The following is a 14,136-nucleotide window of genomic DNA, read 5'->3' as shown; positions in this document are numbered from 1 at the left end:
TGAATTCCAAACGAACCGGATTGCTTCGAAGTTCCCGCTAGCACAAATACTTCCAACTAATTTATCTCTCTGCATGATATTCGCTGAATTCCAAACGAACCGGATTGCTTCGAAGTTCCCGCTAGCACAAATACTTCCAACTAATTTATCTCTCTGCATGACGTTCGCTGAATTCCAAACAAACCGGAGTGCTTCCATTTTATCTGAATGTGGCATTTATGATGTTTCTCCTCACATGTAATTCATTGCATTACTTAAAAACGGCTCATATGAATATCACTGCATCTGATAACTAGAGCACTGAAAATTCTTCACTACAACTCATTATTCAAAACCCACAAGGGTCAAATCTTCATTTTTCATAAAATGAATCATGCTGACGCGCGCCCTGACCTATTAGAAATTTCATACTTATATGTGACTTAGTAACGAATTGAAAGATGGGGAAATCCCTACCATCGGCGGGCCATTATTCCGAAAGCAGATTCTGCAAAAGGCTCGCTCAACCTATTGGACGATCATCAGGCTGGCAAAAATTATTTATCTGGAAACCGGCGCAGCGACTGAACCGCCTCTGGTTTTCTGGAAACTTCTTAGTTATTCAGGAATAAATTCAGGAGGGATGAGCGGATCGTGGAGTGGAGGGGCTAGAGGATGCCTTCGGGCGGTCAGCGGCTCTCCAGGATGAAGGTCACCGGACCGTCGTTGATGAGATGGACCTGCATCATTGCCTGAAAGACACCGGTCTCTACCTTTGTCCCGGTTTCACGGGCTTTGGCCACGAAATATTCATACAAGCGGTTTCCCTCGGCCGGCGGCGCAGCTTTGACAAACGAGGGACGGCGCCCCTTGCGGCAGTCGCCCAGCAGGGTAAATTGGGACACCACCAGCAGTGCTCCGTTGACTTCGGCCAGCGCCAGGTTCATCTTGCCTGCCTCGTCCTCAAAGATCCGCAGCTCGACGATTTTCTTCACCAGCCAGTCGGCATCCTGCTCCGTATCACCCTGCTCGACCCCGAGCAGCACCAGGATGCCGCCGCCGATGGCGCCGGTAACCTCGCCGTCAACCTCGACCCGCGCCTCGCTTACCCGCTGGATGACCGCCTTCATCCGAAGACCACCGCGAATGTCTGCTGATACAGGGCCAGTGCCGGGGCGCCAAACGGGGTAAAGATGACCCGCTCCAGTTCCGGGTAGCTCTCAATGGCCAGTTTCGCCTCTTCCATGGCGATGCGGCACCCCTGGTCCATGGGAAAGCCGTACACTCCGCAGCTGATGGCAGGAAAGGCGATCGACCGTAACTTGTTCTCATGGGCTACAGCAAAGCAGCGGCGATAGGCGCTCCGCAGCAGTTCCGGCTCCCCCTTGGCACCGCCGTGCCAGACCGGGCCGACGGTGTGGATCACATGCCTGGCCGGAAGTTTGTACCCTCTGGTGATCTTGGCATCACCGGTCTCGCAGCCGCCGAGCGTGGCGCACTCCTCAACCAGCTCAGCCCCGGCAGCCCGGTGAATGGCGCCGTCCACGCCGCCGCCGCCAAGCAGAGTGTTGTTGGCGGCATTGACAATGGCATCAACGGCCAGCTGGGTAATGTCGGTCTGAATGATCTCGATCTTCTCTTTCATCGCGGCCTCTCAGTTCTCCACCAGGCTGCGCAGCAGCCTGAGGTTGACCTCGTCCATATCCACCCCGGCATCGCCTTCCTTGGGGGTTTCCAGGATCTTGGGAATGGCAACAAAACGGGGATCGTTCATGATGAACCGAAACGGCTCCAGCCCCATGGCGCCCTGGCCGATCTGTTCATGGCGGTCTACCCGGCAGCCGAGCCCTTTTTTCGAGTCGTTGATATGAAAACAGGCGAGCCGGCTGATGCCGATGAGCCGGTCGAACTCGTCCCAGACCTTCAGGTAGCTGTCGCGGCTGGTCAGGTCGTAACCGGCGGCAAAGGTGTGGCAGGTGTCGAAACAGACGCTAAAGCGGTCCGGGAAGGCAGAGCCGTTGATGATGGCGCTGAGATGCTCGAAGGAATGCCCCAGGTTGGTACCCTGGCCGGCAGTGGTTTCCAGGAGGATCTTTCCGGTGAATTCCGGGGTCGCGGCGATTAGCTGGTCAAACGCCTCGGTGATCCGGGCGATGCCGGTCGCTTCGCCATCGCCGACATGGGAGCCGGGGTGCATGACGATCTTTTTGATGCCGAGAGCGGCGCAGCGGCGCATCTCCTCGCCAAACCCGGCCAGGCTCTTGTCGCGGGTCTCGCCCGGCGGCGCCGCCAGGTTGATGAGATAAATGTCGTGGCTGACCGCTTCGTGCATGCCGGATGCGGCCAGTTTTTCCCGGAACAGGGCGGTGTCAGCCGGCGACGGCATCTTGCCCCGCCACTGGTTGGAGACCTGGGTGAATACCTGGATAACACCGCAACCGGCGGCTGCCCCGCGATCGACCGCCAGGTGGATCCCTCCGGCAATGGACATGTGCGCGCCGAGATAGTCTTTCATGGGTATGTCACACTCCTCCTGGAAATAGGATGATCAGGGGAAAACCGCCTACAGGTTTAGCGCTAAGCAGTGGAAATGTCAACCGGCAACGGCCGGGTCGTGCATCTCCACAGCTTCTTGCAGATGTTAGTCAGCCGGTGTTGCGAAGCCCCGCGGCAATGCCGTGGATGGAAGCCGCCAGGAGGTAATCGTGCCGACCGCTCCAGTCCCCCCCCCTTTTCCTGCGCAGCAGCTCTATCTGAATCAGGCTCAACGGATCTATGTACGGGGCACGAAGCCGCAAGCTCTCCGCCAGACCCGGATTGCTCTGCAGCAGGCGTTCCTGGCCGGAGATCTCGAGAAGCATCGACCTGGTGCGGGCGAACTCGTCAGTCAGAAGACTCCAGACCCGTTCCCGCAGCGCCGCATCCTCCACAAGGAGGGCGTACTGCCGTGCCAGCGAAAGATCTACCTTGGCCATTGCCATCTCCACATTGCGCATCATGTCGAAGAAAAACGGGAAGCGGCGCATCATTGCCGCCAGCAGCTCTCTCTCGGCGCATCCTCGCGATGCGAACCGCTCGCAGGCGGTCCCTACGCCGAACCAGGCCGGGAGCATCAGCCGGCTCTGGATCCACCCAAATCCCCAGGGGATTGCCCGAAGGTCGTCAAGTGACGTGGTCTGGCTGCGGCGCGCCGGGCGAGAGCCGATCTTGGCCAGTTCGAACTCAAGCACCGGGGTCGCCTGCTCGAAATAGGAGAGGATATCGGGATTCTCCGCTATCCTTTCCCGGTAGAACGAATAGGCAACGGCCGACATCTCTTCCAGAGCCTCCTCCCACGCAGGGTCGATGCAGGTCTCCACAAGGCCGGTACGCACCAGGGCCTCCAGGGAGGAGGCCACCAGCAGCTCAAGGTTTCGTCGCGCCAGGGCCGGGTCGTTGTACTTGAAGTTGATCACCTCCCCCTGTTCCGTCAGCTTGATGGCGCCGGAGAAAGCGCCGGGAGGCTGAGATACGATGGCGCGATGCGTAGGACCACCGCCACGGCCGACCGTTCCACCACGACCATGGAAAAGCCTCAGCTGCACTCCACTCTCCCGGGCAACCCGGTGCAGAGCCTCGTGCGCCTTGAATATCTCCCAGCTGCTGGTCAGCATCCCGCCGTCCTTGTTCGAGTCGGAATAGCCGATCATGACCTCCTGGCACCCTTCCCAAGAATCGAGGTATCTCCGGTAACCGGGATCGTTCCATAGCTCCCGGCAGACCGCGCCCGCATTCCGCAGGTCTTCGATCGATTCGAACAGGGGTACCGGCATGACCCCGGGATCGCCGCACTCCTTCCGGCCGGCGACTTCTATCCCGGAGAGCTCCATCAGCCAGATCAGGTTATGGATATCGTTCACGCAGCGCGCACCGCTTATGACATAACTCCGGATTGCGGCGGGGGAGAACTCCTTCTTCAAGGCGGCGATCGTGCGGAGGGTATCGAGGAGCCCGCAGGTCTGGGACGAGAGGGGGTTCTCGCGTACCGCTGTCCGGCCGGCTTGACCCATGAGCTCTTCCACAGCCAGCGAGTGAACCTTTGCGTGCTGCCGGATGTCAAGGGTGTGGAGATGGAAGCCGAAGGTGGAAAGCTTCCGATGGAGCGGTTCGAGTAGCCTTTGCGACAGCAATTCCCCCCGGTTCCGGTCAAGGCTCTGCATGAGGAGGTCGATATCGGCGGCTAACTCCTCGGGGTTCGGATAGGCCTGGCCGTCATCGGCTGCGGACTGCGTGCTTCTCAGGCGGTGGAGCATAAACGCCGCAAACCGCCTCGGCAGCTCACTGTCCGGAAGGGTGTCGACCAAGCCGGCAGCCTTCGGGAACCGGGTTGCCTGCCGGCCAAGCGTCTCACGCAAGGGGGGATCGTCGCCGACCTGGCATACGGAGGGGGTGAGCAACCGGTACAGCTCCTCCATGTCGCCTGCATATTCGGCAAGGATCAGTTCCCGTGCCTTACGCAGCGCATCCCGGGTGCACTCCGGCGTAACGAACGGGTTGCCGTCGCGATCCCCCCCGATCCAGGAACCGAAACGGATCATCGTCGGAAACGCAGACAACCGGATATCCCTGCCGAAGACCCCCCGGAAATCGCGGGCTGCCTCGGCATAGAAGCTGTTTACCGCTGCGATCAGCGCACCGGGATAATGGTCCATCCCCATGATGATCTCATCCTGTACCGTCGGCTTGCGCCGCCGGACATCATCGGACTGCCAGAGAGCGGTTATCTCCGCCCGGATCGCCTCCTGGCACTCCTCAGCCTCGGCAGGAGAGAGCGGCAATCTGTCGAGCCGTTCCAGTATCTCCGCTATGCGGCGTCGCTTGAAGAGAACCACGCGCCGCGACACCTCGGTGGGGTGGGCGGTAAATACCGGGAGGATTTCCAAACGGGACAGACAGAGCAGCGTCTGGTCGGCATCCATACCGGCATCGTGCATACGCTGGAGGGTTGCGCGAAGTGTGCCGGGTTTGGCGGAAACACCGGCAACACGGTGGGCGCGGCTTCTCCTTTTGCGGTTGTTGGTCTCGGCAAGATTGGTCAGTTCAAAGAAGGTCGCGAAAGCCTTGATTATCAGGGCGGTATCGGGCAGGGTCATGGTCGAGACCAGATCGATCATCTGCCGGAGGAGTACCTGCTCTCCGGGAGGGCTTTCAGCGTCGTCGACAGGGGCAGTGCTCTCCCGGTGGCCTATTGAGAGCTTTCTCAGGCGCTCCTCCAGGTTGAACGCCGCCTCTCCGGCCTGGGCCCGGATCACCTCACCAAGAAGCATCCCCATGGACCGAACATCCCGGCGCAGCGGAAGCTTCTTGGCGGCAGCGTCGCACGTCGTCAATTCATCGAGCCTCTGGTGCTGGTCGGACGCCTTCCACAACAGGTCCATTGTCTCTCCCTTCGGAACGCAGGTTCACCGGAAAGCGTATCATCTTTTGTCTAGGTGACAATGTAATGAAGCGGTAACAGCAGGAAGGAAATCGACGGGAAAGAACGGCTCTATCTGCGGGAGAGGAGCTCGGCGATCGCCTGGATACGAAACCGGTAGTCGTCGGGTGAGAGCATAAGAGGCTCATGCGGATCGCTCCAGATCGGTCGCGGCCAGAGCGGGTCGGTCGTAAAGCGGGGCACGATGTGCCAGTGCATGTGGGGGACCATGTTGCCGAGCAGTTCGTAGTTGATCTTAGTCGGCTGGAATACCGCGAACAGCGCTGCGGCAACCGCATTCACCTCTTCAATTATTGCTGCCCTGGTGTCCTGGTCCAAGTGGAACAGCTCGGTCACATGGGTCTTGGTAAAGACGAAACAGTAGCCGGGGAAAAACTGGTCGCGGTTCAGGAGCACATAACTATGCTCCAGCTCCGCGACCCGCATCTCCGGCTCGTCGAGCCATTTGCTGCACATCTGACAATCAATCATTACAGGGTTATTTCCCCGGAAAACACCTCGGTGGCCGGGCCGGTCATGTAGAGGAAGCCGTCTTCAGACCACTCCAGCTCCAGATCGCCACCGGACAGGTGGTTGAGGATCTTCTTGTCAGTCAGGCCGTTCAGCGCCCCGGCCACGCAGACCGCGCTGGCGCCGGTGCCGCAGGCGAGGGTTTCGCCGGCGCCCCGCTCCCAGGTCCGCTGCCGGACTTCGGTGCGGGAGATGATCTGGACGAATTCCACGTTGGTGCGGCGTGGGAAGAGGTCGTGGTTTTCGATCAGCGGCCCGTATTTTTCCACCTGGAAGCTCTCCACGTCATCGACAAAGATCACGCAATGGGGGTTGCCCATGGAGACCGTGGTGATGTTAAAGGTGGTGTGCAGAATATTCAGCGGCTGGTTTACGGTCTGGCCGTCCTGAGGATCGCCGAGCATCGGGATCTCGACCTTGGTCAGCCGCGGCTTCCCCATGTTGACCCGCACCCGGTTCACCTTGTTGTCGCTGCCGGTGAAGAGCTGCAGGGTAAGGATCCCGGCGCCGGTCTCGGCAGTGATCTCCTTCTTGGTCACAATGCCGTGGTCATAAGAATACTTGGCCACGCAGCGGATGCCGTTGCCGCACATCTCGGATTCCGAGCCGTCGGAGTTGAACATTCTCATCCGCACGTCTGCCTTATCGGAAGGCATGATCAGGATCAGGCCGTCCGAACCGATGCCGAAATTGCGGTTGGAGACCTTGATGGCGATCTCAGCCGGGTTCTCGATCTGCTCTTCGAAACAGTTGACATAGACATAGTCATTGCCTGCGCCGTGCATTTTGGTGAACTTCATATCGGGTTCCTCCCTCGGATTAGATACTGGAGGTTTCACTTCTAACAAAATTGTTGAAACGCAACAAGAAAAAACAGGTCAAACGGATCGGTGGCGCTTGACCGGCATCGATCATTCCGGTAACATCTGCTGCAATAATTCCACAGGAGGTTAGTGTTGGAACTCAAGAACAAGATCTGGATGAACGGCAACCTGGAGTGGTTCGCCTATATTGGGGAGGACGAGGTGTATCTCGGTAAGCGCGAGGTACCAACCCCGCTTGAAGAGGGCAACAGCTGGATCAATGAACTCGGTGATAAATTCCAGGTTGTCGATGGTGAGATTAAGCTGTTGGGACGTTTTGCCCCGCCGGAAAAGTACTGGTAAGAAAAGGAGACCGAGATGCGTCTTTCAACCAAAAGCCGATACGGCTTACGGGCACTGTTCGACATTGCCTATCATGCGGCCAACCGGCCGGTGCAGATTCAGGACATTGCCCGCCGGCAGGAAATATCTCCCCGATACCTGGAACAGATCTTTCAGAATCTGAAGCGGGCCGGGCTGTTGAAAAGCAAGCGCGGGCCGCAGGGCGGCTACCTGATTGCCAAGCCGCTCAAGGATGTGACCGTCAAGGACATCGTCAAGGCCACAGAAGGTGACCTCCTGCTGGTAGACTGTTCTCCCGGAAAGCGCAAGCGGAAGAAGAGTGCCTGTTCCTTTGACGGCACCTGCGTCACCCAGACGGTCTGGACTGAGGCGTCCAGCCGGCTTGAATCGCTCTTTTCCGAGATTTCCCTGGCCGTATTGTGCGAGCGGGGGGAAGCCATGGGACTGTTGCAGGAGGACCTGTCTACTACGGTCAAACCCCGGCGGAAGACTGCGAATGTCTGACCTGCCCAGCAAATATGCCCGTCTCAAGACGGTTCTGGAAGAGATGGGATCGGTACTGGTCGCGTTTTCCGGAGGTGTTGATTCAACCCTGTTGCTCAAGGTCGCCCATGACCTGCTGGGAGAGCGTGCCTGCGCCATAACCGCGACATCCCCCACCTACCCGGAATCGGAATTCCGAGAGGCGGTCTCCCTGGCCAAGGTGATCGGCGCCCGGCAGATCGTAGTCGATTCCAACGAACTGGAGATTCCCGGTTATAGCGAGAACCCGCGGGACCGCTGTTACCACTGCAAGAAAGAGCTGTTCGGCATCTGTGCTGCCAAGGCCGCGGAAATGGGGTTTGCCCATATCTGCGACGGCACCAACAGTGACGATCTCGGCGATTACCGGCCGGGGCGACGGGCCGCCGGAGAGCTGCAGGTGCGCAGTCCGCTGCTGGAGGCAGGTTTTTCCAAGGACGATGTCCGGGCGCTGAGTCGCGAGCTCGGCCTGGCGACCTGGAACAAGCAGGCCTACGCCTGTCTGGCCAGCCGCTTCCCCTACGGGGTGGAGATAACTGCCGAGCGGCTCAGTATGATCGAGCAGTGCGAAGAGTTTTTGAAGGCCCAAGGGTTCCGGGTCTATCGGGTCCGGTATCACGGTGAAACGGCACGGATCGAGCTGGCCCCGGAGGAATTGCCGCGGCTACTGGCTGACGACTTGAGGAATCAGGTAGTTGCCGCATTCAAAAAGGCTGGATTCAAATTCGTGGCGCTGGATCTGGAAGGATATCGTACCGGCAGCATGAACTGAGTTAATTGCGATGCAAAAACGCCCGGCTGCGTTATGGCAGTCGGGCGTTTTTGCTCGCAAATTGGTTTTTGCGGTTTACTTTACTTCCACGGTAATCTGTTTCGGTTTCTTCTCCCCTTTTTTCGGCAGGGTAATGGTTAAAACCCCACGGTCGCACGCGGCCTTGATCTTCTCCTGATCAATGGTGTGCGGCAGGTGGAAGCTGCGCTGGAAAGTGCCGTAGTACCGCTCCACCCGATGGTAATTCTCTTTTTTCACGCTCTGGTCGTGGCGCCGCTCCCCCTTGAGGGTGAGGGTGTTGTCCTCGATCTTGACCTCGATATCCTTCTGGTCCACATCCGGGATCTCGGCCTTTATCACCACTGATTCGTCATCTTCGTAGATGTCCACCGCCGGCTGCCAGACCCCGTCCCGCATATCTTCGCCGGTCTCCCGGTTCCATGCCAGGTCAAGCAGGCGGTTCATCTGTTCCTGCATCGAGCGGAGCTCTTTAATCGGATTGTATTTTACTATTGCCATTACCGGTTTCTCCTGATCATTGTAACTCTCTGAAAGCGCTTCAGACTTTCTTCCCCTTGGGGACGCTGTGCTTCAATTTTTTCGATCCGTCATAGAGGCTGAGCTTGGTTGCTGCCCGCCTGGCTTTCAAGTCTTTGCGCTGGTAATCGGTCTCAAGGTGTATCTCGGTAAGCTCTGTCTGCTTCTCGAATGAAACTTGCTGCTCGTTGATCATACCGTAGCTCCTTGCTTCGAGTTTGTAGGGTCATTAGACCGCGTTGTGGCCGAACTGCTCACCTCCTTTCCTTGGGGAAAGTTTAGCACCATTTCGCTCTGCTGCAAACGAATGCAAATGAATGTTGATACCCCTTGCCGAATCAACTACTATTGCCCGAAATCATGATCCGGAGGAGCCATGCTCACGTACAAGGTTGTCGAGGTCAGTACCGTTTCCGAAGATGTGCTTGAGGAGACCCTCAATGAGTGGACCGCCAAGGGGTGGCGCTTTGACGGCCTGCATTTCGCCATGCGCGAGTCGCAAAAACGGCCAAGCATGGCGTTTGTCATCTTTACCAAAGAGGAGATGTAGCCGGATGGACAACAATACCACCCTGTACCTGATCGACGGTTCTTCGTACCTGTATCGCGCCTACCATGCCATCCGCCATCTCTCCGGGCCGGGCGGCTTTCCGACCAACGCCATCTTCGGCTTCACCCAGATGCTGCTCAAGGTGCTGAAAGACCGGCAGCCATCCTATGTGGCCGTGGTGTTCGATATCTCCCGCAAGACCTTCCGCACCGAGATCTACCCGGAGTACAAGGCAAACCGGGCCGCCATGCCCGACGACCTGCGGCAGCAGGTGGAGCCGATCAAGGAGCTGGTGCGGGCATTCCGGATTCCGGTGCTGGAACTGGACGGCTTTGAGGCGGACGATATCATCGGCACTATCTGCCGCGATTGCGGAGAACGCGGGATCAATACCGTGGTGGTGACCGGCGACAAGGACCTGATGCAGGTTGTCAGCGACCATGTGACCCTGCTCGATACCATGAAGGACAAGATTTCCGGCGCCGCCGAGGTGATCGAGCGGTTCGGGGTCGGGCCGGACAAGGTGATCGATATCCTCGGGCTGGCCGGCGACTCCTCGGATAATATCCCGGGCGTACCCGGCATCGGCGAGAAGACCGCCATCAAGCTGGTGCAGGAGTTTGGTTCCATGGATGCCCTGTTGGCAAGGAGCAGCGAGGTCAAAGGCAAGACTGGCGAGAACATCCGGGCCTTTGCCGACCAGGCGCGGCTGTCGCGACAACTGGCCACCATCGACTGCCGGGTGCCGATTGCTTATGACCTGGGGGATTTCGTTGCCGAACCGCCTGACAATGCGGTTCTGGCCGAGCTGTTCAAGCGGTTCGGCTTTACCTCGCTGATGAAGGAGCTGACCAGCCGTTCCACCCTCTCCAGCGAAGAGTACCGCACCATCCTCAGCGAAGCGGAGTTCGCGGCGCTGCTGCAGGAGCTGGCAAAGGTCGAAGAGTTTGCCATTGACCTGGAAACCACCAGCCTTGACCCCAGGATGGCGGAAATCGTCGGCATCTCGCTCTCCTGGCGGTCGCACGAGGCGTACTACATCCCGGTCGGCCACCATTATCTCGGCGTTCCCACCCAGCTGAATCTTGCAATAGTGCTTGACCGTCTCAGGCCGTTCCTGACAGACCCGGACAAACGGAAGATCGGCCAGAACATCAAATATGACTACCAAGTGCTGCGTACGGCCGGGGTGGAAATGCAGGGGGTCTGGTGCGATACCATGCTGGCCGCTTACCTGGTCAATCCGGGGCGCACCAGCCAGGGGCTCGATGCCCTGTCAGTGGAGTATCTCGACCACAAGATGATCTCCTACGAGGAGGTGGCCGGCAAAGGAAAGGATCAGAAGCGGTTCGACGAGATCGAGGTGGAAAAGGCCGCCCGCTATTCCTGCGAGGATAGCGATGCCACCTTCATGCTGCATCGGCTGCTGCTCCCCAAGGTTGCCGCTGCGGGGATGGAGGGGTTGCTGTTCGAGCTGGAGATGCCGCTGGTGACGATCCTGGCCGAGATGGAACTGCTGGGGGTCAAGCTTGATCTGCCGTTCCTGGCGGAGCTCTCCGCAGGGCTCGGCAAACAGCTTGTGACCCTGGAGAGCCGGATCCATGAGCTGGCCGGAGGGCCGTTCAACGTCAACTCGCCCAAGCAGCTGGGGGAGATCCTGTTCGAGAAGCTGCAGCTGCCAACCGGCAAGAAGACCAAGCTCAAGACCGGCTGGTCCACCAATGTCGATGAGCTGGAGCGGCTGGCCGAGGCGGGTCACGAGATCGCCTCACTGCTGCTGCAGCAGCGGGGCGTGGCCAAGCTCAAGTCCACCTATACCGATGCCCTGCCGCAGCTGGCCGACAGCGACGGCCGGGTGCACACCTCCTACAACCAGGCAGTGACCAGCACCGGCCGGCTCTCCTCATCGGACCCGAACCTGCAGAACATTCCGATCCGCACCGAGGAGGGGAAAAAGATCCGCCAAGCGTTCATCGCCAGGGAGGGGTGCAAGATCCTGTCAGCCGACTATTCGCAGATCGAGCTGCGCGTGCTGGCCCATCTCTCCGGCGACCCGGTCTTCTGCGATGCCTTCGGCAATGACGAGGATATCCATACCCGCACCGCAGCCGAGGTGTTCGACCTGATGCCCGGCCTGGTCACCGGCGAGATGCGGCGCCAGGCCAAGACCATCAATTTCGGGGTGATCTACGGCCAGAGCGCCTTCAGCCTGGCAGCGCAGTTGGGAGTTGCCCGTAAGGTGGCCGAGGACTTCATCGCCACCTACAAGGCCCGTCATGCCGGGGCCATGGCCTTTCTCGACTCCTGCGTGGAGCAGGCGCGGGAGCATGGCTATGTGACCACCATGCTCGGCCGACGACTGCCGATCCCGGATATCAACAGCCACAACTTCCAGGTGCGCAGCTTTGCCGAGCGCAACGCCATCAACTACCCGATCCAGGGGTCGGCGGCCGACATCATCAAGAAGGCGATGATCAATATCGACCGGCGACTGAAGCTGGAAGGAGCGGAGAGCCGCCTGCTCATGCAGGTCCATGACGAACTGGTGTTCGAGGTGCCGGAGGGGGAGCTGCTTCACCTGGAGCAGCTGGTGGAGCACGAGATGGCCCATGCCGTAGAGTGCCGCGTGCCGTTGAAGGTGGATATCAGCTACGGCAGCAACTGGGCCGAGGCGCACTGACCGCTTCTGGTCATGCTTTCTTGACGAACCCGGATTTCAACTGCATGGCGCCGATGCCGTCGATCTTGCAGTCAATGTCGTGGTCGCCCGAGACGATCCGGATGTTCCGGACCTTGGTGCCGACCTTGACCACCAATGACGACCCTTTGATCTTCAGGTCCTTGATGACGGTCACCGAATCGCCGTCTTTCAGCTCATTGCCGAAGGCGTCGACCACCGAGTTTTCAGTCTCCGCGCTCTCCGCAGCCTGCATCGGCCATTCATGGGCGCACTCCGGGCAGACATAGTTGTCGCCGTCTTCGTAGGTGTATTCGGAACTGCAGCCGGGGCATTTGGGTAAGGTGCTCATAAGGTTTCCTTGTAGTTGTTGATTGTGAATAACGCGGTAGAGAGCACACGAATATTTAAGTTGTGACATTTATTAAAAAAACCTGTCTTCAAAATCCTGTCTCACTTGATTCTCACTTCAAGAACCTTTGCCTCGTCATTCCGACCGAGTTGTCGAAGAAGTTTCGAATAGTTGGTCAAGACAACATTGATACGCCATTGTTCACCTACCAGTGGGGCACCAATAGGTGCAAGTGTGTTAAGTGATTTTCTGTAAAGATCTTCAGCCTCGGCAAAACGTGTCTGTTCAACGTAAGAGTAAGCAAGGTTATAAAAAATGACAGCACGGGTTTTTTCAACTTCCTTCTGAAGAGGCAGATCGTCAAGTATTCGCAAGGCACGTTGACTAACTTCATTTCCATCTTTATGGAGCCCTTGGCTTGTGAGTGCTACGCCAATATTGTCGAGATCAACTGCATGAAGCACTCTTTTATCGCCTGAATATTTTTCAGATAATTTTGCAGCTCGGGTAAACAAAGGCGCTGCCTCTGCAGGGCGGTTCTGGCCGAGATAGTAGTATCCAGTATGCACTGAGGCATTGCGAATGAGTACTTCATCGGGTGGTAGCTGTGCTTCGGCAACTTTTACGGCTCTCCGAAAGAAATCTTCGGAAAGGTCATACCGCCCACTGCCAGCTGACATTTCCCCAAGGGCAATGAGCGCCGTAGAAAGTCGTGGATCATTCGGATTGGATTTTTCAATTTCAGGAACGCTATTTATTAATCGAGGGGCAGCTTCACCCCAAAGCCCTGCGTCATAATGCCATAAGCCGCTATTCATTTGTTGATCTGCACTCGCACAGCCGAAAAGGCCAGATACAATCAATATTGAAACAAGCCGTCGTAATAATTTCATTTCCCTTCCTTTCTATATTGGAACGATTCACACGTGAGTACGTGAATTGGATGATCCTTTCAAACGGAACAGTTATGCTGTGGTTGATGTCACTCGCCCAACAATCCCAGCCGGAAAAGCTTCTTCGCCAGGTTATAGATGTCGTCTCTGGCCCCATCGCGGCGGATACCAACGGCGACAATTACTACGACAATCTCGTTGCCTCTGATCTGATAAATGATGCGATAGCGTTGCCCGACAGCCCTTATGCTGCGAAGTCCTGATAATTCGCCGAGCAGCGCCTTCCCCTGTTTTTCCGGGTCTTCAGCCAGGCGATCAATTACTGTTCCGATTTTTTCCCGGATGCGCCGGTCAGAGATGTCGGACAACAGCTTTAATGCCGTTGGTGTCAGCAGGATCTGCCATTTCAAAGGCCAAGCTCCTTTTTGGCATCCTGCCAGGAGACGAGCTTCCCGGAATCCAGCTCTTGTATGCTTTGACGCAATTGCGCCAGCAGCTCTTTATCCCCCATCACTTCCAGTGTCTCCGATACCGCTTCGTACAGCTCCCACGGCATGACAGCCAACACCGGCTTGCCCCGGCGGGTGATTTCGAGAACATCTACCTGCCCGTCGTGCAAAAGCGTTTCAGGCATGGATGTCAGCTGTTTTCGGGCTTCCATAATCGATAAGGTACGGGTCATGGCAACCTCCTTCTGTACTT

At 57.7% G+C, this 14,136-nt stretch carries 18 protein-coding genes; 5 read left to right on the top strand and 13 right to left on the bottom strand.

Features of this window, described 5'->3' with window-relative positions:
- From KI809_RS14140 to dapF, 7 genes are all read right to left on the bottom strand, one after another.
- Nucleotides 1-216 (bottom strand): hypothetical protein (locus tag KI809_RS14140; protein WP_214172214.1); only part of this gene is annotated, 216 nt, incomplete at its 3' end.
- A 452-nt stretch (nucleotides 217-668) separates the two neighbouring features.
- The gene (dtd, locus tag KI809_RS14135) at nucleotides 669-1,109 is read right to left on the bottom strand and encodes a D-aminoacyl-tRNA deacylase (protein ID WP_214172213.1); all 441 of its coding nucleotides are present in this window, start codon (nucleotides 1,107-1,109) and stop codon (nucleotides 669-671) included.
- Nucleotides 1,106-1,624: an O-acetyl-ADP-ribose deacetylase gene (locus KI809_RS14130; RefSeq protein WP_214172212.1), complete on the bottom strand. Its 519-nt coding sequence runs from the start codon at nucleotides 1,622-1,624 to the stop codon at nucleotides 1,106-1,108. The genes dtd and KI809_RS14130 overlap by 4 nt, the downstream gene beginning before the upstream one ends.
- 9 nt (nucleotides 1,625-1,633) lie before the next feature.
- Nucleotides 1,634-2,494 carry a deoxyribonuclease IV gene (locus tag KI809_RS14125; RefSeq protein ID WP_214172211.1) on the bottom strand — a complete coding sequence of 287 codons (861 nt, stop codon included), beginning with the start codon at nucleotides 2,492-2,494 and terminating at the stop codon, nucleotides 1,634-1,636.
- A gap of 130 nt (nucleotides 2,495-2,624) precedes the next feature.
- Nucleotides 2,625-5,396, bottom strand: coding sequence for a phosphoenolpyruvate carboxylase (locus KI809_RS14120; protein WP_214172210.1), 2,772 nt, complete (start codon nucleotides 5,394-5,396; stop codon nucleotides 2,625-2,627).
- Between the two features lie 110 nt (nucleotides 5,397-5,506).
- Nucleotides 5,507-5,926 carry an HIT family protein gene (locus KI809_RS14115; protein WP_214172209.1) on the bottom strand — a complete coding sequence of 140 codons (420 nt, stop codon included), beginning with the start codon at nucleotides 5,924-5,926 and terminating at the stop codon, nucleotides 5,507-5,509.
- The gene (gene dapF, locus KI809_RS14110; RefSeq protein ID WP_214172208.1) at nucleotides 5,926-6,765 is read right to left on the bottom strand and encodes a diaminopimelate epimerase; all 840 of its coding nucleotides are present in this window, start codon (nucleotides 6,763-6,765) and stop codon (nucleotides 5,926-5,928) included. Before dapF ends, KI809_RS14115 begins: the two co-directional genes overlap by 1 nt.
- 156 nt (nucleotides 6,766-6,921) lie before the next feature.
- Here dapF and KI809_RS14105 point away from each other — a divergent pair, with 156 nt between their 5' ends.
- From KI809_RS14105 to larE, 3 genes are read left to right on the top strand one after another with little or no spacing between them, the layout of a single operon-like run.
- On the top strand, nucleotides 6,922-7,131 hold the full coding sequence (locus KI809_RS14105; protein ID WP_214172207.1) for a hypothetical protein: 210 nt from the start codon (nucleotides 6,922-6,924) through the stop codon (nucleotides 7,129-7,131).
- 15 nt (nucleotides 7,132-7,146) lie between these two features.
- Nucleotides 7,147-7,635, top strand: coding sequence for an RrF2 family transcriptional regulator (locus tag KI809_RS14100; RefSeq protein WP_214172206.1), 489 nt, complete (start codon nucleotides 7,147-7,149; stop codon nucleotides 7,633-7,635).
- Nucleotides 7,628-8,425, top strand: coding sequence for an ATP-dependent sacrificial sulfur transferase LarE (gene larE / locus KI809_RS14095; protein WP_214172205.1), 798 nt, complete (start codon nucleotides 7,628-7,630; stop codon nucleotides 8,423-8,425). Before KI809_RS14100 ends, larE begins: the two co-directional genes overlap by 8 nt.
- A gap of 75 nt (nucleotides 8,426-8,500) precedes the next feature.
- On the opposite strand, the gene KI809_RS14090 is transcribed toward larE, so the two are convergent.
- Nucleotides 8,501-8,944: an Hsp20/alpha crystallin family protein gene (locus KI809_RS14090; RefSeq protein WP_214172204.1), complete on the bottom strand. Its 444-nt coding sequence runs from the start codon at nucleotides 8,942-8,944 to the stop codon at nucleotides 8,501-8,503.
- Nucleotides 8,945-8,984: 40 nt separating this feature from the next.
- The gene (locus tag KI809_RS14085; RefSeq protein ID WP_214172203.1) at nucleotides 8,985-9,158 is read right to left on the bottom strand and encodes a hypothetical protein; all 174 of its coding nucleotides are present in this window, start codon (nucleotides 9,156-9,158) and stop codon (nucleotides 8,985-8,987) included.
- Nucleotides 9,159-9,338: 180 nt separating this feature from the next.
- On the opposite strand from KI809_RS14085, the gene KI809_RS14080 reads away from it, so the two are divergent.
- Entirely contained in the window at nucleotides 9,339-9,512 is a 174-nt protein-coding gene (locus KI809_RS14080) for a DUF4177 domain-containing protein (RefSeq protein ID WP_214172202.1), read from the top strand.
- Nucleotides 9,513-9,516: 4 nt separating this feature from the next.
- Nucleotides 9,517-12,192 (top strand): DNA polymerase I, encoded by a 2,676-nt coding sequence (gene polA, locus KI809_RS14075; RefSeq protein ID WP_214172201.1) that lies wholly within the window; start codon nucleotides 9,517-9,519, stop codon nucleotides 12,190-12,192.
- Nucleotides 12,193-12,202: 10 nt separating this feature from the next.
- Here polA and KI809_RS14070 read toward each other — a convergent pair whose 3' ends face one another.
- The 4 genes from KI809_RS14070 to KI809_RS14055 all read right to left on the bottom strand — a co-directional run bounded on the left by KI809_RS14070 (nucleotide 12,203) and on the right by KI809_RS14055 (nucleotide 14,116).
- A complete protein-coding gene (locus KI809_RS14070; RefSeq protein WP_214172200.1) occupies nucleotides 12,203-12,541 on the bottom strand; it encodes a zinc ribbon domain-containing protein YjdM in 339 nt (112 codons plus the stop codon).
- Nucleotides 12,542-12,642: 101 nt separating this feature from the next.
- A complete protein-coding gene (locus KI809_RS14065) occupies nucleotides 12,643-13,434 on the bottom strand; it encodes a tetratricopeptide repeat protein (protein ID WP_214172199.1) in 792 nt (263 codons plus the stop codon).
- 89 nt (nucleotides 13,435-13,523) lie between these two features.
- A complete protein-coding gene (locus KI809_RS14060; RefSeq protein ID WP_214172198.1) occupies nucleotides 13,524-13,844 on the bottom strand; it encodes a type II toxin-antitoxin system RelE family toxin in 321 nt (106 codons plus the stop codon).
- Nucleotides 13,841-14,116 carry a type II toxin-antitoxin system Phd/YefM family antitoxin gene (locus KI809_RS14055; RefSeq protein ID WP_214172197.1) on the bottom strand — a complete coding sequence of 92 codons (276 nt, stop codon included), beginning with the start codon at nucleotides 14,114-14,116 and terminating at the stop codon, nucleotides 13,841-13,843. The genes KI809_RS14060 and KI809_RS14055 overlap by 4 nt, the downstream gene beginning before the upstream one ends.
- Between the last annotated feature and the right edge of the window lie 20 nt (nucleotides 14,117-14,136).

It is taken from the genome of Geoanaerobacter pelophilus (genome assembly GCF_018476885.1).
Classification (GTDB): Bacteria; Desulfobacterota; Desulfuromonadia; order Geobacterales; family DSM-12255; genus Geoanaerobacter; species Geoanaerobacter pelophilus.
The sequence above is the reverse complement of the archived record's forward strand: the minus strand, read 5'-3'. Positions and strand labels throughout refer to the sequence as shown.